The sequence below is a fragment of the Rhodococcus sp. AZ1 genome, assembly GCF_054979605.1.
In genome coordinates this window covers 172,008-194,995 of the sequence record NZ_JBUEQF010000007.1, presented here as the reverse complement: position 1 = coordinate 194,995, position 22,988 = coordinate 172,008, and the positions used below count along the sequence as shown (strand labels likewise).

The following is a 22,988-nucleotide window of genomic DNA, read 5'->3' as shown; positions in this document are numbered from 1 at the left end:
TCGAAGGTGGCGTCGGAGACCCCGCGATCGGCGGCTGACGCCGGGTCGGTTAGGTCACGTCGAGAGGGATCGGGGGGAAACGAGAGACTGTCCGCGATGGCGTCCAGATCGTCCGCATAATCTGCGAAGGAGGTGCGGTAGTTCTGCAAGAGCTGCCGTCCTCCGTTTCGTGACCTTCTCGTTACGTGCCCTGCGACGGTAACGAAACGGTCGCGACAACCGCAAGCGGTCGGCCGTTACACCGACTGCGTGTGAGATGAATCACATCGGTGCCGGGAATCGACCAGCGGTTACACAGAAATCGCACTCGATTGCCTCGTGCCCGTGTCGGCGGACACAGTCGGTGTCGGCGGTCGATAACGTCGATACCTGTGAGCGCAGCCTCGTCCACCACCAACCCGTCCAACGAGAACCCGTCCACCACCAACTCGTCCACCACCAACTCGTCCACCACGACCTCGACCACGGAGCGTCCCGCCCTCGACGACGGTGCCCGATCGTCCTCCCGCATCGCGGTCGCGTCGGCCGCGGTTGCGGCGGTGGCGGTGGCTCTGGCGCCCGTCGTCGGGGCCGCCCGGGTGGCACCGGGCGCGCAGTCGGCAGGGGGAGTGGGTGGGCCGTCGGTCGCCGGGGCGATCACCGCCGCGGTGCTCGCGCTGGCCGTGCCCGCCCTCGCGGCATGGGCGTTGGTGCGTGGTCGCTACTCGATGGCCGGTGCCCTCGTGGCGTCTGCGGGGGCCATCGCGGTCGGCGCGTCGGTGCTCGACATCGGGCTGCTGACCTCCACCATCGACGCCAACCGCCTCGAACTGTTCCGACCGCTCAGCGCCGCGGAGCTCGCTCCCGGGCCGGGATCGGTGCTCGTTCTCCTCGGCCACCTCGCGAGTGTGGTCGCTGCCGTGGCCGGTCTGATCGCTGTCTCGCGCGCCGGTCTGCTGGGCTCCGAACCTTCGGCATCCGATGCCGCGGACACGCGCGACGGAACCGCCGGCGCGCGACTCGGTCCGTGGCCGTCGATCCTGGCGACGATCGCGGCAGTGACCGTCGCGGGTGCTCTGTACGCCCCGGCGTTCGTTTCCACCGACCCGGTGTTCCTGGTTCCCGGCGTGCTCGCCACCGCCGGACCACTCGCCTTCGGAACGACGCTGGTCGCGCTCGGGGTGATCGTGGTGGTGGCATCGGCGCTCGCCGCGGACTCGACGGCGGCGGCATCGGGCGCCCTCATCGGCGGTGGGCTCGCCGTCGGGGCGATCGTGGCACCGCGGCTGGTGGCAGCGACGGGTGCGGGCGAGAGAATCGAGCCGGGCGCGGGTTCGGTGCTCGCGTGTGTGGGCGCGCTCGTGCTGCTGGTGGTGGGGGCACTCGCGCCTTCTCTCGCGCGGCGACGGGCAGGGCGAGAGGAGGAATCCCCGCGCACCGCAGTTTCCACCGGCCGCTCCCGTTCGAACAGCACACCCCGCTCCACCCGTTCCGCCCGGGCACGCGCCGCGGCCGAGGCCGCCGCAGCGGCTCGCGCCCGCAGTACCCGTCGTCACGCCGTTGCCGGTGTCACCGCACTCGCGGCGGCACTGGTTCTCGCCGTCGGGGCGTTCCTTCCCCTGCTCGATGTGCCCGACGGCGCGCGCGAGCCGACCATCGCCGGGTCGACGCTGGTGGTCGTCGCCGCGGTGGTTCTCGCTGTGCTGTCGGTTCCGCTGTTGTTCTCCGAACTCGGCGCGGCCGTGCGTCCAGCGGTGGGGGCGTTCGTGGCGGCACCGATCATGGCGGCGCTGTCGGTGCTGCAGACCCTGGTGTTGGCGCTCGATCTGCCTGGTGTGCGGCCCGGCCTCGGCGCCGCCGTGATCGGCGCCGGGGCACTGATCGCGCTCGCCGCCGGGATCGCCGTGGCCGTGGCCGGCGCCGCCGAGCGGGACGACGTCGATACGACCCTCGTGGCGCCGCCCCCTCGGTGGGCGGGAGCACTCGCGTTCGCGGGCGCGGCCGCGGCTGTGGTCTCGCTCGTGCTGCCGGTCCACGCCGGTGGGGGTGTGCCCGAAGAATCGGTGACGTCGTACCCGTTCGGCTGGGACGAGTGGGGCCGGGTGATCGTCGCGGTGGCGATCGTGGTGGCCGTACTGATCGCCCGGCGAGCGCGCCCCGCGCGGGCCGTCGGGTTGCTGGTCGGCTGTGCACTGTGTGTACTGCTCCATCTCGCGCAGTGGCCCCTCACCGCGACGGCCCACAGTGCTGTTCGGCCGGGTCCCGGAGCCATCGCGGCGGTGCCCGCCGCGCTCCTTTTCGTGGCCGCGGCGATCGGCGCTCGACGTACTCGTGGGTAGCTTTCACGTCGGCATTCGCACCGCCCGGTGACATCAGACACAACAGGCCAGGGGGACCCTTGGGCGTCACGGGCGTGTGGCTACAGTCCCATGACGGACCCGCTCGCACACCTCGAGCGGGCGTCAACGCAGACGAGACGGTGAGCATATGGATCTCTTCGAATATCAGGCGAAGGAACTCTTCGCCAAGCACGAAGTACCGACGTCGGCCGGACGTGTCACGGACACGGTCGCCGGAGCAACGGAGATCGCCGAGGAAATCGGCAAGCCCGTGATGGTCAAGGCTCAGGTCAAGGTCGGGGGACGCGGGAAGGCCGGAGGCGTCAAGTACTCCGCGGACGTCGCTGCAGCCGCCGCCAACGCCGAAGCGATCCTCGGACTCGACATCAAGGGTCACGTGGTGAAGAAGCTTCTCGTCGCAGAGGCCTCCGACATCGCCGAGGAGTACTACATCTCCTTCCTGCTCGACCGCACCAACCGCACGTACCTGGCCATGTGCTCGGTCGAGGGTGGTGTGGAGATCGAGGTCACCGCCGAGGAGAACCCCGACGCGCTCGCCAAGATCCCGGTGGATGCCGTCACCGGCGTCGACCTCGCCCTCGCCCGCGAGATTGCCGTCGCCGGCAAGCTGCCCGCCGAGGTGCTCGACGCCGCAGCGGTGACGATCCAGAAGCTCTGGGAGGTGTTCATCTCCGAGGACGCGCTCCTGGTCGAGGTGAACCCGCTGGTACGCACCCCTGACGATCAGATCCTGGCCCTCGACGGCAAGGTCACCCTCGATGCCAACGCGGACTTCCGTCACCCCGGGCACGCCGAGTTCGAGGACGCCGACGCCGCCGACCCCCTCGAGGCCAAGGCCAAGGAGAACGACCTCAACTACGTCAAGCTCGACGGTGAGGTGGGCATCATCGGCAACGGTGCCGGTCTGGTGATGTCGACCCTCGACGTGGTCGCATACGCCGGTGAGAAGCACGGCGGAGTCAAGCCCGCCAACTTCCTCGACATCGGCGGCGGCGCCTCCGCCGAGGTGATGGCCGCCGGACTCGACGTGATCCTCGGCGACGACCAGGTCAAGAGCGTCTTCGTGAACGTCTTCGGCGGCATCACCGCGTGCGACGCCGTCGCCAACGGCATCGTCGGTGCCCTGAAGGTGCTCGGCGACAGCGCCACCAAGCCGCTCGTCGTGCGACTGGACGGCAACAAGGTCGACGAGGGCCGCAAGATCCTCGCCGACGCCGCGCACCCCCTGGTGACGCTGGCCGCAACCATGGACGAAGGCGCCGACAAGGCCGCCGAGCTGGCAGCGAAGTAGAGGGCAACAGAGCACATGTCGATCTTTCTGAACAAGAACAACAAGGTCATCGTCCAGGGCATCACCGGCGGCGAGGGCACCAAGCACACCGCTCTGATGCTCAAGGCCGGTACGCAGGTGGTCGGCGGCGTCAACGCACGCAAGGCCGGAACCACGGTCTCGCACACCGCTGCCGACGGGTCGGCCGTCGAGCTCCCGGTGTTCGGCACCGTCGCCGAGGCCATCGAGGCCACCGGTGCGGACGTCTCCATCGCCTTCGTGCCTCCGGCCTTCTCCAAGGACGCGATCATCGAGGCCATCGATGCCGAGATCCCCCTGCTGGTGGTCATCACCGAGGGAATTCCCGTGCAGGACAGCGCCTTCGCGTGGGCTTACAACAAGTCCAAGGGTGAGAAGACCCGCATCATCGGGCCCAACTGTCCCGGCATCATCACTCCGGGCGAGTCGCTGGTCGGCATCACCCCGGCCAACATCACCGGCAAGGGGCCGGTGGGCCTGGTGTCGAAGTCCGGCACGCTGACCTACCAGATGATGTACGAACTGCGTGACTTCGGGTTCTCCACCGCCATCGGCATCGGCGGCGACCCGGTGATCGGGACCACCCACATCGACGCCATCGCCGCGTTCGAGCAGGATCCCGAGACCGAGATCATCGTGATGATCGGTGAGATCGGCGGCGACGCCGAGGAGCGTGCCGCCGACTACATCAAGGCCAACGTCACCAAGCCCGTCGTCGGTTACGTGGCCGGGTTCACCGCGCCGGAGGGCAAGACCATGGGCCACGCCGGCGCCATCGTCTCCGGTTCCTCGGGTACCGCGCAGGCCAAGAAGGACGCGCTCGAAGCTGCCGGGGTGAAGGTCGGGAAGACCCCCTCGGAGACTGCGGCACTCGCGCGCGCGATCCTCGAGAAGAGATAGACCCGTCCCCGGACGCGGCCGACTGAGATCGACGTCTCAGTCGGCCGCTGCCGTGTGAGGGTTTACCGTCCAGAATGACCGGGTAAACCCGCGCGTACTTGCTGCATCGTTGCCTGACCTTGGCGCCGAGGTCAGGTCCGCTGCTCCACCGGCACGTGTGCCCGGTCGGGCGCATAGTTCGGAGGTTGCTGATGAACGTTCCACTCTGGGCCTGGTTCGCCGTTCTCGGCGTCATCCTGGCCATGCTCGCAATCGACCTGTTCGCCCATCGCGACGCCCACGTGATCAGTGTCCGCGAGGCCGCGGTGTGGTCGGCGATCTGGGTGGCCTTCGGCGTGGGCTTCGGCGTCGTCATCTGGGTGACGTCCGGGTCCGAGTTCGGCCAGCAGTACTTCGCCGGCTACCTCATCGAGAAGTCACTGGCCGTGGACAACGTCTTCGTCTGGGCGATCATCTTCACCTACTTCGCGGTGCCCCGTGAGTACCAGCACCGCGTCCTCTTCTACGGCGTCGTGGGTGCACTGATCTTCCGCGGTATCTTCATCGCCGCCGGCTCGGCCATCATCGCCAGCTTCGGGTGGATCCTCTACATCTTCGCGGTGTTCCTCGTGTTCACCGGTCTGCGCATGCTGCGTCAGCGCAACGAGCACCTCGATCCGGAGAAGTCCAAGACGCTCCAGCTGTTCCGTCGATACGTGCCGACCACCGACGCGTTCTACGGACAGAAGTTCCTCGTCCGCATCGGCGGGGCCGTGTTCGCCACCCCGCTGCTGGCGGTGCTGGTTCTGGTCGAGGTCACCGACATCGTGTTCGCCGTCGACTCGATCCCCGCGATCTTCGCCGTCACCGACGAGCCGTTCATCGTGTTCACGGCCAACGCCTTCGCGATCCTGGGCCTGCGCGCGATGTACTTCCTGCTCGCGGACCTCATGCATCGCTTCGTGTACCTCAAGGCGGGCCTGGCGCTGGTGCTCGTGTGGGTCGGCATCAAGATGGCGCTCAAGATCGACATCTACTACATCCCCACCACGATCTCCCTCGCGGTGATCGCCATCATCATCGGTGGGTCGATCTGGCTCAGCCTGCGCGCCACCCGTGGCCAGGACGGTCCGACGGATCCGATGGAAGGGAGAAAGGCACCCTTCCGGGTCGCCACGGCGGAGGAACTCGCGGCTGCGGAGCCACTGCTGCGCAAGCGCCGTCAGGTCGCCGACGCACCCGAGTAGCGTTGGGGTAGTTCACGTCACGGTGATTCCAACGGTGTTCCACCGGCGGGGTCACTAGTTGACTCGGGGCATGACCACTACCGAGAACCGCCCCGGCACCGCGAACTGGACCCCCGGCACCGCCAACTGGACCGAGGTCCCCACCACGCCCGAAGGATGGGTGCGTCGCGCCGCCGACGTCGCCGCCATCCTCTCCGTCGACGCCGTCGCCCGTGACCGCGCCACCGAACCGCCCACGCACGAGGTGACCCTGCTGAAGGAGTCGGGTCTGGTGACCCTGCTCGGGCCCGTCGAGCACGGTGGCGGGGGCCAGGACTGGACCACGGCGTACAAGGTGATCCGCACGGTCGCCACGGCCGACGGCTCCATCGGCCAGCTCCTCGGCTACCACCTGCTGTGGTCGTGGGCCGCGCGCCTGGTTGGCACGCGCGAGCAGATCGCCGCGGTGGAGGAAGCCGCGACCACAGGCAAGTGGTTCTACGGCGGTGCCGTGAACCCGCGTGATGCCGACGTGCGAGTGACCGACGAGGGCGACACCATCGTGTTCGACGGAGCCAAGTCCTTCTCCACCGGCAGCCGCATCTCCGACGTCACCGTTCTCGAGGGCGCGTTCGACGACGGCCGTCACGTGTTCGCCATCGTCCCCTCGAACATCGAGGGCCTGACGTTCCACGACGACTGGGACAACATCGGTCAGCGTCGCACCGAGAGTGGCAGCGTGACCATCGATTCGGTGCGCGTCGACTGGGCCAGTGCCGCGGGCTACGTGGACAAGGCATTCCAGCCTCGGGTGTACAACACGCTGAACGTGCCGATCATCCAGCTGGTGTTCGTCAACTTCTACCTCGGCATCGCTCGTGGCGCCCTCGGCACCGCCGCCGCGTACACCCAGTCGACGACACGGGCCTGGCTGCACAGCACCGTCGACAAGGCGATCGACGAGCCGTACATCATCGACATCTACGGCGACCTCACCAGCAAGCTCTGGGCCGTCGAGGCTCTCGCCGACGCGGTTGCCGTCGAGCAGCAGAGGATCCACGACAACGCGTGGGACGTCACCGAGGCCGAGCGTGGTGAGCACGAGGTGCGGGTCGCGGCTGTCAAGGCGCGCGCCGGCGAGGTGGCATTGGAGATCACCTCGACCATCTTCGAGGCCCTGGGCGCTCGTGCGACGGCCAGCAAGTACGGCTTCGACCGCTTCTGGCGCAACGTTCGTACCCACACCCTCCATGATCCGGTGGCCTACAAGCGTCGCGAGGTGGGCCGCTATGTGCTGACCGGCGAACTGCCCGAGCCCACCTGGTACTCCTGATCCCCCCGGTTCGCGGGGCGGGGACTCATCACACACGAGAGAGCAAGGTATGACCACCGAACGAATTTCCGACGAGATCAAGTTCGCCTATTGGGTTCCCAACGTCAGCGGCGGGCTCGTCACCAGCGACATCGAGCAGCGGACCGATTGGAACTACGAGTACAACAAGAAACTGGCGCAGACCGCGGAGAACAACGGATTCGAGTACGCGCTCAGTCAGGTCCGGTACGAGGCCAGTTACGGCGCGGAGTACCAGCACGAGTCCACCAGCTTCTCGCTCGCGCTGCTGCTGGCGACCGAGCGGTTGAAGGTGATCGCGGCCGTGCACCCGGGTCTCTGGCAGCCGGCTGTTCTGGCCAAGTTGGGCGCGACGGCCGACCACCTGTCGAACGGGCGCTTCGCGGTCAATGTGGTGAGCGGTTGGTTCAAGGACGAGTTCACCCACCTCGGTGAGCCCTGGCTCGAACACGACGAGCGGTACCGCCGAAGCGCGGAGTTCCTGCAGGTGCTGCGCAAGATCTGGACCGAGGACGATGTCGACTTCCGCGGCGACTTCTACCGGATTCACGATTTCACACTCAAGCCGAAGCCGCTCAACACTCCCGAGCGTCCGAACCCGGAGCTGTTCCAAGGCGGCAATTCCTCTGCGGCGCAGGAGAATGCGGGCCGGTACTCGGACTGGTACTTCTCCAACGGCAAGGATTACGACGGGGTCACCGAGCAGCTGGCCAACATTCGTCGCGTCGCGCGCGATCACCAGCGTGAGGTCAAGTTCGGTCTCAACGGCTTCATCATTGCCCGCGACACCGAGAAGGAGGCCCGCGACACCCTGCGGGAGATCATCGAGAAGGCCAACAAGCCTGCGGTCGAAGGCTTCCGGGGCGCCGTGCAGCAGGCCGGCAACTCCACGTCCGACAAGAAAGGAATGTGGTCGGACTCGAGCTTCGAGGATCTCGTGCAGTACAACGACGGGTTCCGTACGCAGCTCATCGGTACGCCCGAGCAGATCGCGGAGCGCATCGTGGCGTACCGCAGCCGCGGCGTCGATCTGATCCTGGGTGGGTTCCTGCACTTCCAGGAGGAGATCGAGTACTTCGGGGCCAGGGTGCTCCCGCTGGTACGTGAGCTCGAGGCCGCGCAGAGCGGTGAGCGTGAGCTGGTGGGCGTGCAGTAGAACCCACGGGCAGCGGGTGGGCTGCGAGGTGGACGGAGGAGACCGACGGGCGACGAACTCGTCGGTCTCCTCGTCGAGGTGTCCCGAGCACGGGTGCGGGATCTATCCGTAGTGTGGTCGCGGGGACCAGTGGCGGCGGGGGCCGCGAACCGACGACGAAGGACTGGACATGACCTACTCCACCGGGGATTCCTCGGGTTCGAGCAACTCTGGGAGCGCACGTGCGGACACCCCGCCCAACCAGAGTTCTGCCTACCCACCTGCGAGCGTCGCGCCGACCGTGAGCGTTGCCACCGTGGCGGCCCAGAAGCCGCCCGGCGCGCAGGAGCAGACGAGCAAGGCCGTCGGCATCGCGTCCTGGGCAGTGCTGGCGTTGGGGCTGGTCAACCTGCTGGTCGGATTCGCCCCGTTCGCCTCGGTCGGATCCTTCTCCTCCAGTTCGTTCGAAGCGGGCAACCCGCTGGCAGCCATCGGGTTGCTGCTCGCCGGTGGGTTGGTCGCCGGAGCGTCCCGACTGCCGCGCCAGAGCGCATCGCTACCCCTCGTGGCCGCGCTCTCGCTGGGCGGCTGGATAGTCATGATCTTCACCGCCACCAACCTCGGGGGCCCGAATGTGGAGGGCGTCGCCGGCCCGGATCTCGGTGCCGGTGCGATCGCACTGCTCATCTTCGGTTTCGTGCAGAGCGCACTTGCCGTCGGCGCTCTGTTGCTGGACTCCGGAGTGGTCAAGGCACCGGCGGCCAAGCCGGCGCCCCCGGCGCCCGCGTACGGGCAGCAGCAGTACGGATCGAATCCCTACGGCGGCTACGGCGGACAGAGTCAACCCGCCGCCTACAGCGGACAGAGTCAACCCGCCGCCTACCAGGGCGGATACGGCCAGCAGGCTCCCCAGAGCTACGGCCAGACGAGTCCCGGCCCGCAGGGTTACGGCCAGCAGGGTTACCCGCAGCAGGGTTACGGGCAGCAGGGTCAGCAGGGTTACGGCCAGCCCAGCTACGGCTCGTCCGCCCAGCCGTCCACGTCGTCGCCGTCAGCCGCGGCGCCGTCCACCCCGCAGGGTTCGGCGTCCCTGGGCTCGGCGTCACAACCCTCGGCGTCACAACCCTCGACTTCGCAGGGCTCGGCGCCGCAGGCGCCCGGTCAGGGGTACGCACCCCTGACCGGCGGCGCCTCCCCGTACGGCGCGCCGGCACAGACGCCCCCGGTGGCTCCGGCGCCGTCGGGATACCCCGTTCCGCCGCAGTACAGCAGCCCCACCCCGGGCGCACCGTACGGCGGTTCCGGATACGGCAGTTCGAGTTACGGCAACTACGGCAGCCCGTCGACGGCGGCGCCGGGTGTGAGTGCACCGACCACACCGGCCGACCCGTCGGCGCCGTCGCCGTACGCCAACCCCGGCCAGCCGACGGGCACGTCCAAGACGTCGGGTCCTGCGCACGCGGCACCGGAGTCGACGCCGTCGTACAAGCCGACCGCCTCGCCCACCCCATCCACCAGCACCGGGCGGGAGACGTCCGAGGAGCAGGGGCCGGGCCCGGGCACCCCACCCGCGAGCTGACAGTCGGGTCCACCCCTCGGCGCGCCTGACCGATCGGCGCCCCGGGGGGTGGAAACCTGTCAGCGGTGAGTGCTGTTCTGAACGAGGTATCGCGCAGCCGCAGCGGAACCCGCGCGTCCACTCGCGTCGGCCCGCCGCCCGAGCGCGCTCGTTCCCTGGTCACGGTCGCCTTCCTGCCGTCCTTGGTCCTCCTGGCCGTCGGGGCTCTCGCCGTGGGGGCAACCCTGGTGGCGGCGCGCAGCGACCTCGGCGGCACGGTCGCCGCCATCGCGTCGGTCTGGCTGGCCGCACACCAGGTTCAGTTGGGGATCAGCGGCGCCACGCTGGGCATCATGCCCCTGCTCCCGACGGTTCTGCTGATCGCGGCGGTCGCTCGTCGCACGGCCGGTGCACTGTCGGTGGAGAGCACTCGTCACGACGTCGTGTGGACCATCGGCGCTGCCCTGGGCGGACCGCTCACCGTCGCCGTGGTCATGATCGCGGTGGTCGAGGACGCGTCGTCGACCCTGTCGTTGTCGATCCCCAATCCTGCCGTGACGGTTGGTGTGGTGCTGCTGGTGCACGCCATCGGCACGGCCATCGGAGTGGTCCGCGGAACCTGGCCCGGTCTGCTGCACCATCTGCACGTGCCGCCCTGGCTCGTTCGCGCGTGCACCCCGGCCGCCGTGGGGGGGTCTGCGTTGGTGGCCGCCGGTGCGCTGGTGACGGTCGCGGCGCTGGTGGCGTCCTGGTCGCAGGTCGACGAGATTCTCGATTCGAGTGGTTCCACCGTCGATGCACTCGGCCTCACGCTCGTCTCGATTCTCTACCTGCCCAATGTGGTGGTCGGTGCGAGCGCCATGGTCACCGGCACGGTCGTGCAGGTCGGGTCGGCGTCGGTGTCGCTGTTCGCCACGACGGGCGGCCCAGTCCCGGCGTTGCCGATCCTGGCCGTACTGCCCGAGTCCGGACCGTCGGCGTGGTGGCCGGTGATGGCGGTGCTGCCGGCCGCCGCCGCGGTGCTGATGGGTGTTGTCAGTGCTCGCGTGACGCCCACAGCAGCCGACGCGGTTCGCGCCGCCGCGGTGGCATCGGTGCTGATCAGTGCCGGTTCGGTGATCGCCGCCCATGCGGCGGGCGGAGTGTTCGGCACATTCGGTCAACTCGGTCCCGACGCGCCGCTCCTCGGCGCGGTGTCGATGGGGTTCATGCTCGTCTTCGGGGTGCCGACGGCCTTTGCGATCGGTCGCCGCAGCCATCTCGACGAAACGAACGATGCCTGGTCCGAACCCTCCGCCGAGCCGACACTCGGCGAACCTCTGGCCCTGACCGCGAGCGAGTCGGACACTGCTTGTGAGGCGGACACTGCTCGTGAGGCGGACACTGCTGGTGAGGCGGACACCGTGGAGGAGGCAGAGAGCGGGCCGGATCAGAAGTCGGCCGCCGATGTTCCCGATGTGGTCGACGCCGAGGTGGTGGAGCTCGAGGGCACGGGGGTCGAGGGCACGGGGGTCGACAGCACCGGGGCCGAGCCCGGCGCCGACGGGCCCACCCGCGCCGACTAGTCTTGCCGCGAAGCCCCCCCACCGTTCAGGAGTAGCGCGCTGTCAGTTCCACGGACACCATTGCCGTCGACGGGCGCACCGTCGGCGCCCTCGGGTGACGGCGTCGCGCGGGTGGTGGTTCTGGTCTCCGGCGAGGGAACGTTGGCGCGGGCACTGATCGCAGCCGCAGCGGAGGCGAGTTACCCGGCGCGGGTGGTGGCAGTCGGCGCGGATCGAGTCTGTCCGGCCCTCGATCGCCTTCGGTGTGAGGGAGCGGCGCCCTTCCTGGTTGCCCTCGCCGATCATCGCGACCGCGATGCGTGGGATCGGGCGCTCACCGATCGGGTTGCTGCATTCGAGCCCGACCTGGTGGTGACCGCGGGTTTCATGCGGATTCTGGGCCCGGTGTTCCTGGAGAGGTTCGCCGGTCGCATCATCAACACCCATCCAGCGCTGCTGCCGTCCTTCCCCGGTGCACACGCGGTTGCCGACGCCCTGGCCCACGGGGTGAAGGTCACCGGCACGACAGTGCATCTGGTCGATTCCGGTGTCGACACCGGTCCCATTCTCGCGCAGCAGGCCGTACGCGTGCTCGACGGCGACGACGAGGCGAGCCTGCACGAACGTATCAAGGTGGTCGAGCGCGCTCTGCTTATCGATGTGGTCGCCGCCGTGGCCGCCCGAGGTGTTATCTCCGATGGACGAAAGGCCCAGATTCCCCATGAGCGTTGATGTCAAAGCGGTTCGCCGTGCGCTGGTGAGCGTGTACGACAAGACAGGATTGGTGGAGTTGGCCACCGGCTTGCATTCTGCCGGTGTGGAACTGGTGTCCACCGGCTCCACCGCATCGACCATCGCCGGTGCCGGCATCCCGGTGACCCGGGTCGAAGATCTCACGGGCTTCCCCGAGATGCTCGACGGCCGCGTCAAGACGCTCCATCCGCGTGTGCACGCCGGCATCCTGGCGGACACGCGAAAGCCCGAACACCTTGCGGCACTGGAAGAGCTGCAGCTGGCGGCGTTCGAGCTGGTTGTGGTCAACCTGTACCCGTTCACGGCGACGGTGGCCTCGGGCGCCTCCGACGACGAGTGCGTGGAGCAGATCGACATCGGTGGACCGTCCATGGTGCGGGCAGCGGCCAAGAATCATCCGTCCGTGGCGGTAGTGGTCGATCCGGCACGCTACGATGACGTCCTGCGTGCCGTCGGCGCTGGAGGCTTCACCCTCGCCGAGCGGATTTCCCTGGCTGCAACGGCTTTCGCGCATACGGCGTCCTACGATGTCGCGGTCGCATCGTGGATGGCTGCGTTGGCGGCGAGTCGTCAGGATTCGCCCGACGAGTTTCCGCAGTGGCGCGGTGCGACGTGGGAACGGTCCGCCGTCCTGCGCTACGGCGAGAATCCGCACCAGCCGGGTGCGCTCTACGTCGATCCCGGCGCTCCCGCCGGAATCGCGGGAGCCACTCAGCTCCACGGTAAAGAGATGTCCTACAACAACTTCACCGATGGCGACGCCGCGTGGCGAGCTGCGCACGACCACACCGATCCGTGCGTCGCGATCATCAAGCACGCCAACCCGTGCGGCATCGCGATCGCGCCGTCCGGATCGATCGCGTTGGCGCACAGCAAGGCCCACGCGTGCGATCCGGTGAGTGCCTACGGCGGTGTGATCGCCGCCAACCGCGAGGTCACGGTCGAGATGGCCGAGCAGGTCGCGGACATCTTCACCGAGGTCATCATTGCGCCGTCGTACGCCGATGGTGCTCTGGGTGTACTGACCCGCAAGAAGAACGTGCGCGTGCTGCAGGCCGCGCCGCCGGCGGCCACGAGCGAGGAGTTCAAGGAGATCTCCGGCGGTGTGCTCGTGCAGCGGCGCGACGCCCTCGATGCCGACGGTGACGACCCCGCCACCTGGACGCTCGCGGTCGGCGAGCCTGCGGACGACGCCACCTTGGCGGACCTGGCGTTCGCGTGGCGAGCGTGTCGGGCCGTGAAGTCCAACGCGATCCTGATCGCGGCCGACGGCGCATCGGTGGGTGTCGGCATGGGTCAGGTGAACCGCGTCGACTCCGCCCAGTTGGCGGTCACCCGCGCCGGTGACCGCGTGGCCGGGTCGGTGGCGGCGTCGGATGCCTTCTTCCCGTTCCCCGACGGGTTCCAGATCCTCGCGCGCGCGGGGGTGCGTGCCGTGGTGCAACCCGGCGGCTCCATCCGTGACGCCGAGGTGATCGACGCCGCCCGTGAGGCCGGGGTGACGATGTACCTCACGGGTTCACGTCACTTCGCCCACTGACCTCACCGGAAGATCAGAGCAGTTCCTCGATGTCCTTGGTGAGCTTCTCCGGCTTGGTGGTCGGTCCGTAGCGCTTGACCACCTTGCCCTCGCGGTCGACGAGGAACTTGGTGAAGTTCCAGTTGATCCGCCCGCCGAGCAGGCCGGACTTCTGATCGCGCAGCCACTGGTACAGCGGGTGCGAGTCGGAGCCGTTGACGTTGATCTTCTCGTGTAGCGGGAACGTGACGTCGTATCGCAGCGAGCAGAAGTTCTTGATCTCGTCGGCGTCGCCCGGTTCCTGGTGACCGAACTGATCGCACGGGAAGCCCAGGATCACCAGCCCCTTGTCCGCGTACTTCTTGTTCAGAGCCTCGAGGCCCTCGTATTGCGGGGTGAAGCCGCACTGCGACGCAGTGTTGACGATGAGCAGGGGCTTGCCGCGGTAGACGGACAGATCGACGGGTTCGCCGTCGATCGACGTGGCCGTGAAGTCGTACGCAGTGGTCATTGGTCATTCTCTCCACGAGGTCGGTGTTGTCTTGCTCGTTGGTTCGACGCCGATCGGCTCTTGGATCGCGATTCGCCCGGTGCGGCGCGTATCGGTGGTCCGGATCACAGGTGACTCCGAATAATTTTCATACGCTCACCACCAGACGATAAGGCAGACACATGACTGAACTGCAGAGCTCCACGCCGGCCGTTCGTTCCGTCGCGGTCGTCCGCGCGCCGGTGCCCGACCGCCCCTTCGCCGAACGGGTCAGCGCCGCCGAGCGTGCCATCCCCGTCGACGGCGCCCGAACCACCCGCACCCATGCCGGGGAGTCCATTGCCGACCGGCGCAACTGGATCGGCTACGTGCTGATCATGGCAGGTGTGGTGGCCCTGAGTCTCGGTCTGGTCGCCGCAGCGGGCGGGTTCGACGGATGGGTGCTGTTGTTGTTCCCGGCGACCGCAGCGCTCTTCGCATTCGGCATGGTCGCCGTGCTGATGGTTCGCGCCCGCGTCAAGAGGGTTGAGGGCCGGTCGCTGTTCGACCCCACCGGGCACTGACGCCCGCAGCGGCGGACGTCACACTCGGCCATCGGGTGTGGCGCCCGCCCGCGATGGACGGTTTCGTCCGGTCGGCTCGACTCACCATTTGAGCGCATTCACCGATCGTGTGAGTGCGAGCCGCGCACACCCAACGATGGACGGAGACGACATGACAGAGCTTCAGCAATCGCTCGCGCCCCAGCAGGGTGACTTCCCGAGGCAGGCGCAGGGCCCCACGCAGCCGGAGTTCACCCCGGCCCCGCTCCCGGCTCCGGCGATGACCGACGGTGCCGCCATCGCGGATCCGGAACTCGAGGTCGTGGACACTGCGCGCACCACGCGCACGCACGCCGGCGAAGCCATCGCCGACACCCGGAACTGGCTGGGCTACGTCCTCCTGGCGCTGGGACTCGCCTCTCTGGGGTTCGGGATCGTCGCAGCCGGTGACGGTTTCGGCGGGTGGTCCGCCATCCTGTTCCCCGCCGCCGCCGTGTTCCTCGTGGCCGGTGCGGTCTCGGTTGTGCTCGTGCGCAAGAAGGTCAAGAACGCCCGCGGCCTCGAGCTCACCGATCCCGTGGGCCACTAGCGTCGGTCGCCCGGTGCCCGGCCGTAGCGTCGGTCGGCCCGTGCCCGGCCGACGCGCCGGGCAGCGGGCTCGTACCGTGGAGGACATGACAGTGCCGCCGAACACCGACGCCCCGCCGACGACCTTGCCGACCACCCTCGGCGCACTGCGTGCGTCCGGACATCGATCGCGCTCGGTGAAGGCCGAGCTGCGTGAGAACCTCCTCGATGCCCTGCGCGAAGGCCGCGATCCGTGGCCGGGGATCCTCGGCTTCGAGGACACGGTCGTCCCCCAACTCGAACGCGCGCTGATCGCCGGACACGACGTGGTTCTGCTCGGTGAGCGTGGGCAGGGCAAGACGCGTCTGCTGCGCACGCTGGTCGGGTTGCTGGACGAGTGGACGCCGGTGATCGCGGGTTCCGAACTGGGCGAGCACCCGTACGAACCCATCACACCCGCATCGATCCGGCGGGCAGCCGAACTCGGCGACGACCTGCCCGTCGAGTGGCGCCACCGCAGTGAGCGGTACTCGGAGAAGCTGGCGACCCCGGACACCTCCGTCGCCGACCTGGTCGGTGACGTCGACCCGGTGAAGGTGGCGCAAGGTCGCAGTCTGGGGGACCCGGAGACCATCCACTTCGGCCTGGTCCCGCGCACCCACCGCGGGATCGTGGCCATCAACGAGCTGCCCGATCTCGCCGAGCGTATTCAGGTGTCGCTGCTGAACGTGATGGAGGAACGCGACATTCAGATTCGTGGCTACACCATCCGCCTACCCCTGGACGTGTTGCTCGTCGCCAGCGCGAACCCGGAGGACTACACCAATCGCGGCCGCATCATCACCCCGCTCAAGGATCGCTTCGGCGCCGAGATCCGCACCCACTACCCGATTGCGCTCGAGTCCGAGATCGCCGTCATCGAACAGGAGGCCGACCTCACCGCGACCGTCCCCGCGCACGTCTTGGAAGTTCTGGCGCGGTTCACGCGTCTACTGCGCGAATCAGGATCGGTCGATCAACGGTCCGGGGTGTCTGCACGATTCGCCGTCGCCGCGGCCGAAACCGTCGGTGCCGCCGCAACGCACCGCGCCGCCGTGCTGGGGGAGGACTGCGCCGTCGCCCGCCCGGTGGATCTGGGCACCGTCGTCGACGTCCTGCGCGGGAAGATCGAGTTCGAGTCGGGTGAGGAGGGCCGCGAGATCGAAATTCTCGAGCATCTGCTGCGACGAGCGACGGCCGACACCGCCCGCGAGCGGCTTGGCGGCATCGACCTCGGTGCCCTCGTCACCGCCGTCGAGAGCGGTGAGCCGATCGTCACGGGCGACCGTGTCACCGCCGCAGCACTTCTGGGCGCACTGCCGGACGCGCCCGCACTGGCGGCGGTGTACGAGAGGCTGGGTGCGCAGTCCGACGGTGAGAAGGCCTCCGCCGCCGAACTGGCCCTCGAGGGGCTCTATCTCGCACGTCGACTGGCCAAGGACACCGGTGACGACGGGCAGACGGTGTACAGCTGATGCGCAACGCCCGCTACGGCCCGTACGACGGTGGACCCGACCCGCTGGCCCCACCCGTCGATCTTCGTGAGGCCCTCGAAGCGATCGGGCAGGACGTGCTCGAGGGAGCCTCGCCTCGCCGCGCTCTGCAGGAGATGCTGCGGCGCGGGACGCAGAACATGCGCGGGCTCGACGATCTGGCTGCGCAGGCCGCCCGGCGTCGCCGAGAGTTGTTGAAGCGCAAGAATCTCGACGGGACCCTGCAGGAAGTGCGCGAGCTGCTCGACCGCGCGGTGCTCGAGGAGCGCAAGGCGCTGGCGCGGGCGCTCGACGACGACGCGCGCTTCGCCGAGATGCAGTTGGCGGAACTGCCGCCGTCCACCGCGCAGGCGGTGCAGGAACTGTCGAACTACGACTGGCGTAGTGCGCAGGCGCGCGAGGATTTCGAGAAGATCAAGGATCTGCTCGGCCGCGAGGTCCTCGACCAGCGGTTCAAGGGCATGAAGCAGGCCCTCGAGGGTGCGACCGACGCCGATCGTGCCGCCGTCGCCGAGATGCTCTCCGACCTCAACGACCTGCTCGACGCCCACGCTCGCGGCGAGGACACCGACGAGCAGTTCCGGCAGTTCATGGACAAGCACGGGCAGCACTTCCCGGAGAACCCGCAGAACATCGACGAGTTGATCGACTCACTGGCGCAGCGCGCCGCGGCCGCGCAGCGACTGCGCAACTCGCTCAGCCCGGAGCAACGCGCCGAGCTCGACGCGTTGGCGCAGCAGGCATTCGGCAGTCCCGAACTGATGAACCAGTTGGCCCGGCTCGATGCCAACCTGCAGGCAGCGCGACCCGGGGAGGACTGGACGGGCTCGCAGAACTTCCGCGGTCAGGAGGGCATGGGCCTCGGTGACGGAACCGGGGTGCTGCAGGACATCGCCGAGCTCGAGGAACTCGGCGACCAGCTCTCGCAGCAGTACAACGGGGCGGCCCTCGACGACCTCGACACCGAGAAGTTGTTGCGGCAGTTGGGACCGCAGGCCGCGGCCGATGCGAAGGCGCTGGCGGACCTGGAGAAGGCGCTGCAGCAGCAGGGTCTGTTCGAGAAGGGTGCGGACGGGCAGTGGCGCCTGTCACCGAAGGCCATGCGGCAACTCGGGCAGTCGGCGCTGCGCGATGTGGCGGGTTCGATGACCTCGCGACGGGGCGAACGGGAGACCCGCCGGGCCGGCGCCATGGGTGAGCCGACCGGCGCTTCGCGTGCATGGGAGTTCGGTGACACCGAACCATGGGACGTGGTGCGCACCATCAACAACGCCGTGTTGCGCACGGCGGCAACGGGTTCGCAGCTGCCGGTGCGCCTCGCGGTAAGCGACGTCGAGATCACCGAGACCGAGCAGCGCGCGCAGGCCGTGGTGGCCCTGTTGGTGGACACGTCGTTCTCGATGGTGATGGAGGGCCGGTGGGTGCCCATGAAGCGCACCGCCCTGGCGCTGAACCATCTCGTGAGCACCCGATTCCGCGGTGACGACCTGCAGATGATCGGATTCGGCCGGTACGCACAGACTCTGACGCCGTCGGAGCTGGCGGGGTTGGACGGCGCCTGGGACCAGGGCACCAACCTCCATCACGCGCTCATCCTCGCCATTCGGCACCTGCGCCGAAACCCCAACGCCCAGCCCGTGGTTCTCATCGTCACCGACGGCGAGCCAACCGCCCACCTCGAGCCCGACGGGCATGCGTACTTCGACTACCCGCCCAGCCGGCGCACCCTGGGCCTGACCGTGCGTGAACTGGACACCCTGGCCAAGCTCGGCGCGCAGGTGAGCATCTTCCGCCTCGGCGACGACCCCGGGCTCGCACGCGTGGTGGACCGCATGGCCGAACACGTCGGTGGCCGCGTCATCGCCCCCGACCTCGAGGGTCTCGGGGCCGCGGTGGTGAGCAACTACCTGCGCGCCCGGCGCCGGCGCTGAGGCTCCCTGCTTTCTGTACCCAATGTGACATTTGGTCAGCCCTGCTGACCAAATGTCACATTGGGTACAGGAGTCCGGGCCCGGCTACATGCCGTTGAGCACCTGGCGGTCACCGACGGGGGCGGAGAGTTGCATCTCCATGGTGGCGAAGACGGCGATCATGATGCACGCCTTGCCCTGCGCGGAGGGCAGTTCGCCGGTGCGCAGGGCGATGGTGACGGTGGTCGGTGTCTCGGTGACGGTGGCGTTGGCGCCGTAGCACTCGGGGGATCCGGTGACGAAGTGGATCGCGATGCGGTTGTCGTCGAGTTCACTCCACGATTCGAACGGTGTGGATTGTGAGCGCAACAGGGTTGGCGTCGCGGTGACGAGAGTGCCGACGTCGTCGGCAGGGACCTTGGTGGGAACGGGCGGGCGACCGGGTTCGGGTACGAGGTCGGTGGTGGAGGCGTCCGTGGCGATGTCCGCACGGTCGTTCGCGTCGCCGTCCGCTGTCCCGCACCCGGTGAGGGTGAGGATCAGCAGCATGCCCAACGCGAGCAACCTCATGCTTTCCAACGTAGACCGATTGGGTGGCCACGCGCCGTAACTGCTGGTCGCAGGCCCGCTCCCACCGCGTTCTCAGCGGCTGGCGATGAACGGCAGCAGCGCCATTTCCCTCGCATTCTTCACGGCCGTGGCGATCTGGCGTTGCTGCTGGGGTGTCACGCCCGTGACGCGTCGACTGCGAATCTTCCCGCGATCGGAGATGAACTGCCGCAGCAGAGTGATGTCCTTGTAGTCCACGGATTCGACGCCCGCGGTGACCAGGGGATTGCGCTTGGGCTTGCGGGGAGCGTCGGGCCGCAGCTTCTTCCCGGGTGTGCGCTTGGTTGCCACGGCCGTCACCAACTCGACTTGTGGACGCCGGGCAGTTCGCCGCGGTGGGCCATCTCGCGGACGCGAATGCGGGAGAGCCCGAACTTGCGGAGGTGGCCGCGGGGGCGACCGTCGGCGGCGTCGCGGTTGCGCAGCCGCACCGGGGACGAGTCGCGGGGCAGGCGTGAGAGGGCGGCGACAGCCTCGGCTCGCGCCTGCGGCGTCGTGGCCGGGCTGGAGATGGTGGCCTTGAGTTCGGCGCGGCGCTCGGCGTACCGGGCAACCACCTCGCGGCGCTGCTCGTTGCGGACCACCTTGGATTTCTTGGCCATCAGCGCTCCTCCCGGAAGTCGACGTGCCGACGCACGACGGGGTCGTATTTCTTCATCACCAATCGGTCTGGGTCGTTGCGTCGGTTCTTGCGGGTGACGTACGTGTACCCGGTTCCCGCAGTGGATTTGAGCTTGATGATGGGTCGGACGTCGGTGCTCTTGCCCATCAGATCTTCTCCCCGCGGGCGCGGATGCGAGCGACGACGGCGTCGATGCCGTCACGGTCGATGGTCTTGATCCCCTTCGTGCTGACGGTCAGGGTGATGCGCCGACCCTCACTGGGCACGTAGTACGTCTTCTTCTGAATGTTCGGGTTCCACCGTCGACTCGTTCGCACGTGCGAGTGCGAGACGGACTTGCCGAAGCCTGGGCTTCGACCGGTGACCTGGCAGTGCGCGGACAACGCGAGCTCCTTCTCCGTTCGAGTATGACAATCGTTTTCGACAACGATGCTTCGAAACTGTACGCTCGAAACCCGGCTCATGAAAATCGTTGTCGAATAGCCGATGCTGTCGAAAGGTCGCCACGCTCGATGAAGACTCCCGTCGTACTGGTCTGCGGATGGCAGGGCCCGGTCCGTGAGGTCGCCCACTCCCATCTGTCCGAAGGCACCGTGGTGGTGCACCACGACCTCTCCACCGTCGGCGAGGGCGTCGTCCGTCGCACGCTCTCCACCGCCGCCGGCGACCGCGAAACCGTCCTCGAACTCGCCCACGGGTGCATCTCGTGCACCCTGCGCGAAGACCTGATGCCGTTGCTGCGCAAGCTGTCCCAGTCCAGTTCCGTCGATCGGATCGTGCTGCACCTCGACCGCGAACTCGAACCCGACGCACTGTGCTGGGCCATCGACCACGTGGTGGTGGCCGGCCTGAACGGCCGCGTCGACGCGCCGGCCGGGTTCGACGTCGAGGTGGTGCGGGTGATCGCGTGCCTGGACGCGCAGTCCTGGCTGGCCGACGCCACCGGCGACGACGCTCTCGACGACGACCCGGCGGGCGACGACCGAACCGTCGCGCAGATCGTGGTCGGGCAGGTCGAGTGTGCGGATGTCCTCGTGGTCACCGACTCCGGATCCGATCCGTGGACACGCGCGCGCACGATGGCCGTGCTCGCTCGGCTGTCGCCGGGTTCGGACATCTGTATCGACCGCCTCCCGGACATGCCGCTCGCGCTGCGTCCCCGCCGGGTGATCCCCGACGCGCACTCGCCCCTGCTCGACGGGCAACCACCGCTGTCGGCCGAGTGCGGCGTCTCGATCGTCGAGTTCTCCGCCACCCGGCCGTTCCACCCGCAGCGGCTGCACGAGGCCATCGACGTACTGCTCGAAGGAGTAGTTCGATCACGTGGACGTGCCTGGGTGGCAACGCAACCCGACGACGCGCTGTGGCTCGAGTCGGCGGGCGGTGGCCTGCGCGTCGCGAGCGCCGGACGGTGGCTCGCCGCGATGACCCCGGCCGAGTACGACGCCGAATCGCCCACTCGCCGTGCGCTCGCCGCGCTGCGGTGGCATCCCGAGTACGGCGACCGCGACACCTCCATCGTGGTGCTGGTGCACGAGGCCGACCCCAGCGAGATCGACCGGGCCCTGACGTGGGCGCTGGTGACCGACGACGAACTGGCGGCCCCACACACCTGGTCCGACTGGGACGACCCGTTCGGGGAGTACCACGAAGACCCCTGCGAGAGCACGCAACCGGAGACAGCAACAGTGACCGATCGAGAGGCACGAGAATGAAGCAGGGCATCCACCCCGACTACCACCCGGTGGTGTTCCAGGACGCGAGTTCGGGCACCACCTTCCTCACCCGCTCGACGGTGACCAGCGATCGCACCATCGAACTCGACGGGGTCACCTACCCGCTCGTGGTCGTCGACGTCACCAGCGAGACCCACCCCTTCTGGACCGGCGCCGCCCGCGTGATGGACACCGCCGGGCGAGTGGAGAAGTTCGAACGCAAGTACGGCAAGAGGCGCTGACATGGCTGTTCCCAAGCGCAAGATGTCCCGGTCCAACACGCGCAGCCGACGCGCGCAGTGGAAGGCGGTCGCGCCCGACCTCGTCGAGGTGCGTGTCGACGGTGTCGTCCACAAGGTCCCGCGTCGACTGGTCAAGGCTGTGCGACTAGGTCTCTACGATCCGGCGGGCTAGCACCTGCTGTCGGACCGGGGCCCTATAGTTCGGCGTATGACGACTCTTCTGAGGTTGGCGGTTGCACTCGTCGCGTCCGTCCTCACGCTTGCCGTAGTACCGCCGCTGACGGCGTCGGCAGCACCGGACTCGACGGTGTGGCTGTGCCGCCCCGGAGCGCCGGGAGACCCGTGCGGGGGCGGCACACAGGCGCCGGTGGACTGTTTCTACGTGTACCCGACGGCCTCGCTGCAGCAGAGTGTGAACGCCGATCTCTCGATCGGCCCCGAGTTGACCTTCGCCGCCTCCACCCAGGCGCGCCCGTTCGACGGCGTGTGCAACGTGTGGGCGCCGGTGTATCGGCAGAGCACGCTGCGGACCCTCTTCGCGGGCAGTCCGCAGGATCGTCAGGCGGCGTCGGCGCTGGCCTACAGCGACGTCGAGCGGGCCTGGACCGACTACCTCGCCAACCACAACAACGGCCGCGGGGTGGTGCTGATCGGGCACTCGCAGGGCACGCGCATGCTCGCTACCCTGCTGCGCGATCGCATCGGCGGCGCACCCGCGGAGAAGGCGCGCGTGATCTCGGCGTTGCTGATCGGGCTACCGCTGCGTCCGGCCGACGTGCCGTCGATGAGCCCGTGCACCGACGCGGCGCAGATCGGCTGCTTCCTCGCCTACTCCACGTTCTCGGCGACCCCTCCGCCGAACAGTCGATTCGGTGGACCGGGTGTGGTGTGCACCAACCCGGCTTCGCTCGGCCGCAACGATCGGGTGCCGGTCCGGGGACCCGTTCCCGGCTCGCAGCAGTTCACGGCGCAGTGCACACCCGACAACGTGCTGCTGGTCACCGGCGGTATCGCACCCGCACTGCCGGCGCTGCCCACTCCCGACTGGGGGTTGCACCTGCTCGACATCAACATCGCCCAGGACGATCTGGTGGGCATCGTCGCGGCGCAGAGCAGGGCATATCGGGCGCTGCCTCGCTAGCATGA

The 22,988-nt window shown here is 68.4% G+C and carries 24 protein-coding genes; 18 read left to right on the top strand and 6 right to left on the bottom strand.

Annotated features, from left to right (window positions below; translation table 11 throughout):
* Positions 1-371: 371 nt before the first annotated feature.
* From ACY48E_RS11245 to purH, 10 genes are all read left to right on the top strand, one after another.
* Entirely contained in the window at positions 372-2,318 is a 1,947-nt protein-coding gene (locus ACY48E_RS11245; protein WP_462872245.1) for a hypothetical protein, read from the top strand.
* 148 nt (positions 2,319-2,466) lie between these two features.
* Positions 2,467-3,630: an ADP-forming succinate--CoA ligase subunit beta gene (gene sucC / locus ACY48E_RS11240; protein WP_462872244.1), complete on the top strand. Its 1,164-nt coding sequence runs from the start codon at positions 2,467-2,469 to the stop codon at positions 3,628-3,630.
* A gap of 15 nt (positions 3,631-3,645) precedes the next feature.
* Positions 3,646-4,548 carry a succinate--CoA ligase subunit alpha gene (sucD, locus tag ACY48E_RS11235; protein ID WP_462872243.1) on the top strand — a complete coding sequence of 301 codons (903 nt, stop codon included), beginning with the start codon at positions 3,646-3,648 and terminating at the stop codon, positions 4,546-4,548.
* A 191-nt stretch (positions 4,549-4,739) separates the two neighbouring features.
* On the top strand, positions 4,740-5,774 hold the full coding sequence (locus ACY48E_RS11230; protein WP_462872242.1) for a TerC family protein: 1,035 nt from the start codon (positions 4,740-4,742) through the stop codon (positions 5,772-5,774).
* 70 nt (positions 5,775-5,844) lie between these two features.
* Positions 5,845-7,086, top strand: coding sequence for an acyl-CoA dehydrogenase family protein (locus ACY48E_RS11225; RefSeq protein ID WP_462872241.1), 1,242 nt, complete (start codon positions 5,845-5,847; stop codon positions 7,084-7,086).
* A 49-nt stretch (positions 7,087-7,135) separates the two neighbouring features.
* Complete coding sequence (sfnG, locus tag ACY48E_RS11220; protein WP_462872240.1) at positions 7,136-8,260, top strand: dimethylsulfone monooxygenase SfnG; 1,125 nt, start codon at positions 7,136-7,138, stop codon at positions 8,258-8,260.
* 169 nt (positions 8,261-8,429) lie between these two features.
* A complete protein-coding gene (locus ACY48E_RS11215; RefSeq protein WP_462872239.1) occupies positions 8,430-9,818 on the top strand; it encodes a DUF5336 domain-containing protein in 1,389 nt (462 codons plus the stop codon).
* A 65-nt stretch (positions 9,819-9,883) separates the two neighbouring features.
* Positions 9,884-11,362, top strand: a complete 1,479-nt coding sequence (locus ACY48E_RS11210) for a cell division protein PerM (protein WP_462872238.1) — start codon at positions 9,884-9,886, stop codon at positions 11,360-11,362.
* A 60-nt stretch (positions 11,363-11,422) separates the two neighbouring features.
* Positions 11,423-12,073: a phosphoribosylglycinamide formyltransferase gene (gene purN / locus ACY48E_RS11205; RefSeq protein ID WP_462872237.1), complete on the top strand. Its 651-nt coding sequence runs from the start codon at positions 11,423-11,425 to the stop codon at positions 12,071-12,073.
* A complete protein-coding gene (purH, locus tag ACY48E_RS11200; protein WP_462872236.1) occupies positions 12,063-13,634 on the top strand; it encodes a bifunctional phosphoribosylaminoimidazolecarboxamide formyltransferase/IMP cyclohydrolase in 1,572 nt (523 codons plus the stop codon). The genes purN and purH overlap by 11 nt, the downstream gene beginning before the upstream one ends.
* 13 nt (positions 13,635-13,647) lie before the next feature.
* On the opposite strand, the gene ACY48E_RS11195 is transcribed toward purH, so the two are convergent.
* Positions 13,648-14,124, bottom strand: coding sequence for a glutathione peroxidase (locus ACY48E_RS11195; protein WP_462872235.1), 477 nt, complete (start codon positions 14,122-14,124; stop codon positions 13,648-13,650).
* Between the two features lie 161 nt (positions 14,125-14,285).
* On the opposite strand from ACY48E_RS11195, the gene ACY48E_RS11190 reads away from it, so the two are divergent.
* From ACY48E_RS11190 to ACY48E_RS11175, 4 genes are all read left to right on the top strand, one after another.
* The gene (locus ACY48E_RS11190; protein ID WP_462872234.1) at positions 14,286-14,666 is read left to right on the top strand and encodes a hypothetical protein; all 381 of its coding nucleotides are present in this window, start codon (positions 14,286-14,288) and stop codon (positions 14,664-14,666) included.
* A 151-nt stretch (positions 14,667-14,817) separates the two neighbouring features.
* On the top strand, positions 14,818-15,234 hold the full coding sequence (locus tag ACY48E_RS11185) for a hypothetical protein (RefSeq protein WP_462872233.1): 417 nt from the start codon (positions 14,818-14,820) through the stop codon (positions 15,232-15,234).
* An 85-nt stretch (positions 15,235-15,319) separates the two neighbouring features.
* On the top strand, positions 15,320-16,726 hold the full coding sequence (locus ACY48E_RS11180) for a sigma 54-interacting transcriptional regulator (protein ID WP_462872232.1): 1,407 nt from the start codon (positions 15,320-15,322) through the stop codon (positions 16,724-16,726).
* The gene (locus tag ACY48E_RS11175; RefSeq protein ID WP_462872231.1) at positions 16,726-18,675 is read left to right on the top strand and encodes a vWA domain-containing protein; all 1,950 of its coding nucleotides are present in this window, start codon (positions 16,726-16,728) and stop codon (positions 18,673-18,675) included. The genes ACY48E_RS11180 and ACY48E_RS11175 overlap by 1 nt, the downstream gene beginning before the upstream one ends.
* A gap of 84 nt (positions 18,676-18,759) precedes the next feature.
* Here the strand turns inward: ACY48E_RS11175 and ACY48E_RS11170 are convergent, their stop codons facing one another.
* The 5 genes from ACY48E_RS11170 to rpmB all read right to left on the bottom strand — a co-directional run bounded on the left by ACY48E_RS11170 (position 18,760) and on the right by rpmB (position 20,268).
* Positions 18,760-19,224, bottom strand: coding sequence for a hypothetical protein (locus tag ACY48E_RS11170; RefSeq protein ID WP_462872230.1), 465 nt, complete (start codon positions 19,222-19,224; stop codon positions 18,760-18,762).
* 72 nt (positions 19,225-19,296) lie between these two features.
* Positions 19,297-19,554, bottom strand: coding sequence for a 30S ribosomal protein S18 (gene rpsR, locus ACY48E_RS11165; RefSeq protein ID WP_462872229.1), 258 nt, complete (start codon positions 19,552-19,554; stop codon positions 19,297-19,299).
* Between the two features lie 5 nt (positions 19,555-19,559).
* Positions 19,560-19,865, bottom strand: coding sequence for a 30S ribosomal protein S14 (gene rpsN / locus ACY48E_RS11160; RefSeq protein ID WP_462872228.1), 306 nt, complete (start codon positions 19,863-19,865; stop codon positions 19,560-19,562).
* Positions 19,865-20,035: a 50S ribosomal protein L33 gene (gene rpmG, locus ACY48E_RS11155; protein ID WP_462872277.1), complete on the bottom strand. Its 171-nt coding sequence runs from the start codon at positions 20,033-20,035 to the stop codon at positions 19,865-19,867. The genes rpsN and rpmG overlap by 1 nt, the downstream gene beginning before the upstream one ends.
* On the bottom strand, positions 20,032-20,268 hold the full coding sequence (rpmB, locus tag ACY48E_RS11150) for a 50S ribosomal protein L28 (protein ID WP_462872227.1): 237 nt from the start codon (positions 20,266-20,268) through the stop codon (positions 20,032-20,034). Before rpmB ends, rpmG begins: the two co-directional genes overlap by 4 nt.
* Before the next feature lie 129 nt (positions 20,269-20,397).
* Between rpmB and mrf the strand changes: the two genes are divergently transcribed.
* Genes mrf through ACY48E_RS11130 form a run of 4 tightly spaced genes read left to right on the top strand, consistent with a single transcriptional unit; the run spans position 20,398 to position 22,983 of the window.
* Positions 20,398-21,600: a ribosome hibernation factor-recruiting GTPase MRF gene (gene mrf / locus ACY48E_RS11145; protein ID WP_462872226.1), complete on the top strand. Its 1,203-nt coding sequence runs from the start codon at positions 20,398-20,400 to the stop codon at positions 21,598-21,600.
* A complete protein-coding gene (locus tag ACY48E_RS11140) occupies positions 21,597-21,842 on the top strand; it encodes a type B 50S ribosomal protein L31 (RefSeq protein ID WP_462872225.1) in 246 nt (81 codons plus the stop codon). The genes mrf and ACY48E_RS11140 overlap by 4 nt, the downstream gene beginning before the upstream one ends.
* A gap of 1 nt (position 21,843) precedes the next feature.
* A complete protein-coding gene (gene rpmF, locus ACY48E_RS11135) occupies positions 21,844-22,014 on the top strand; it encodes a 50S ribosomal protein L32 (protein ID WP_462872224.1) in 171 nt (56 codons plus the stop codon).
* 36 nt (positions 22,015-22,050) lie between these two features.
* Positions 22,051-22,983: a DUF3089 domain-containing protein gene (locus ACY48E_RS11130; protein WP_462872223.1), complete on the top strand. Its 933-nt coding sequence runs from the start codon at positions 22,051-22,053 to the stop codon at positions 22,981-22,983.
* Positions 22,984-22,988 lie beyond the last annotated feature (5 nt).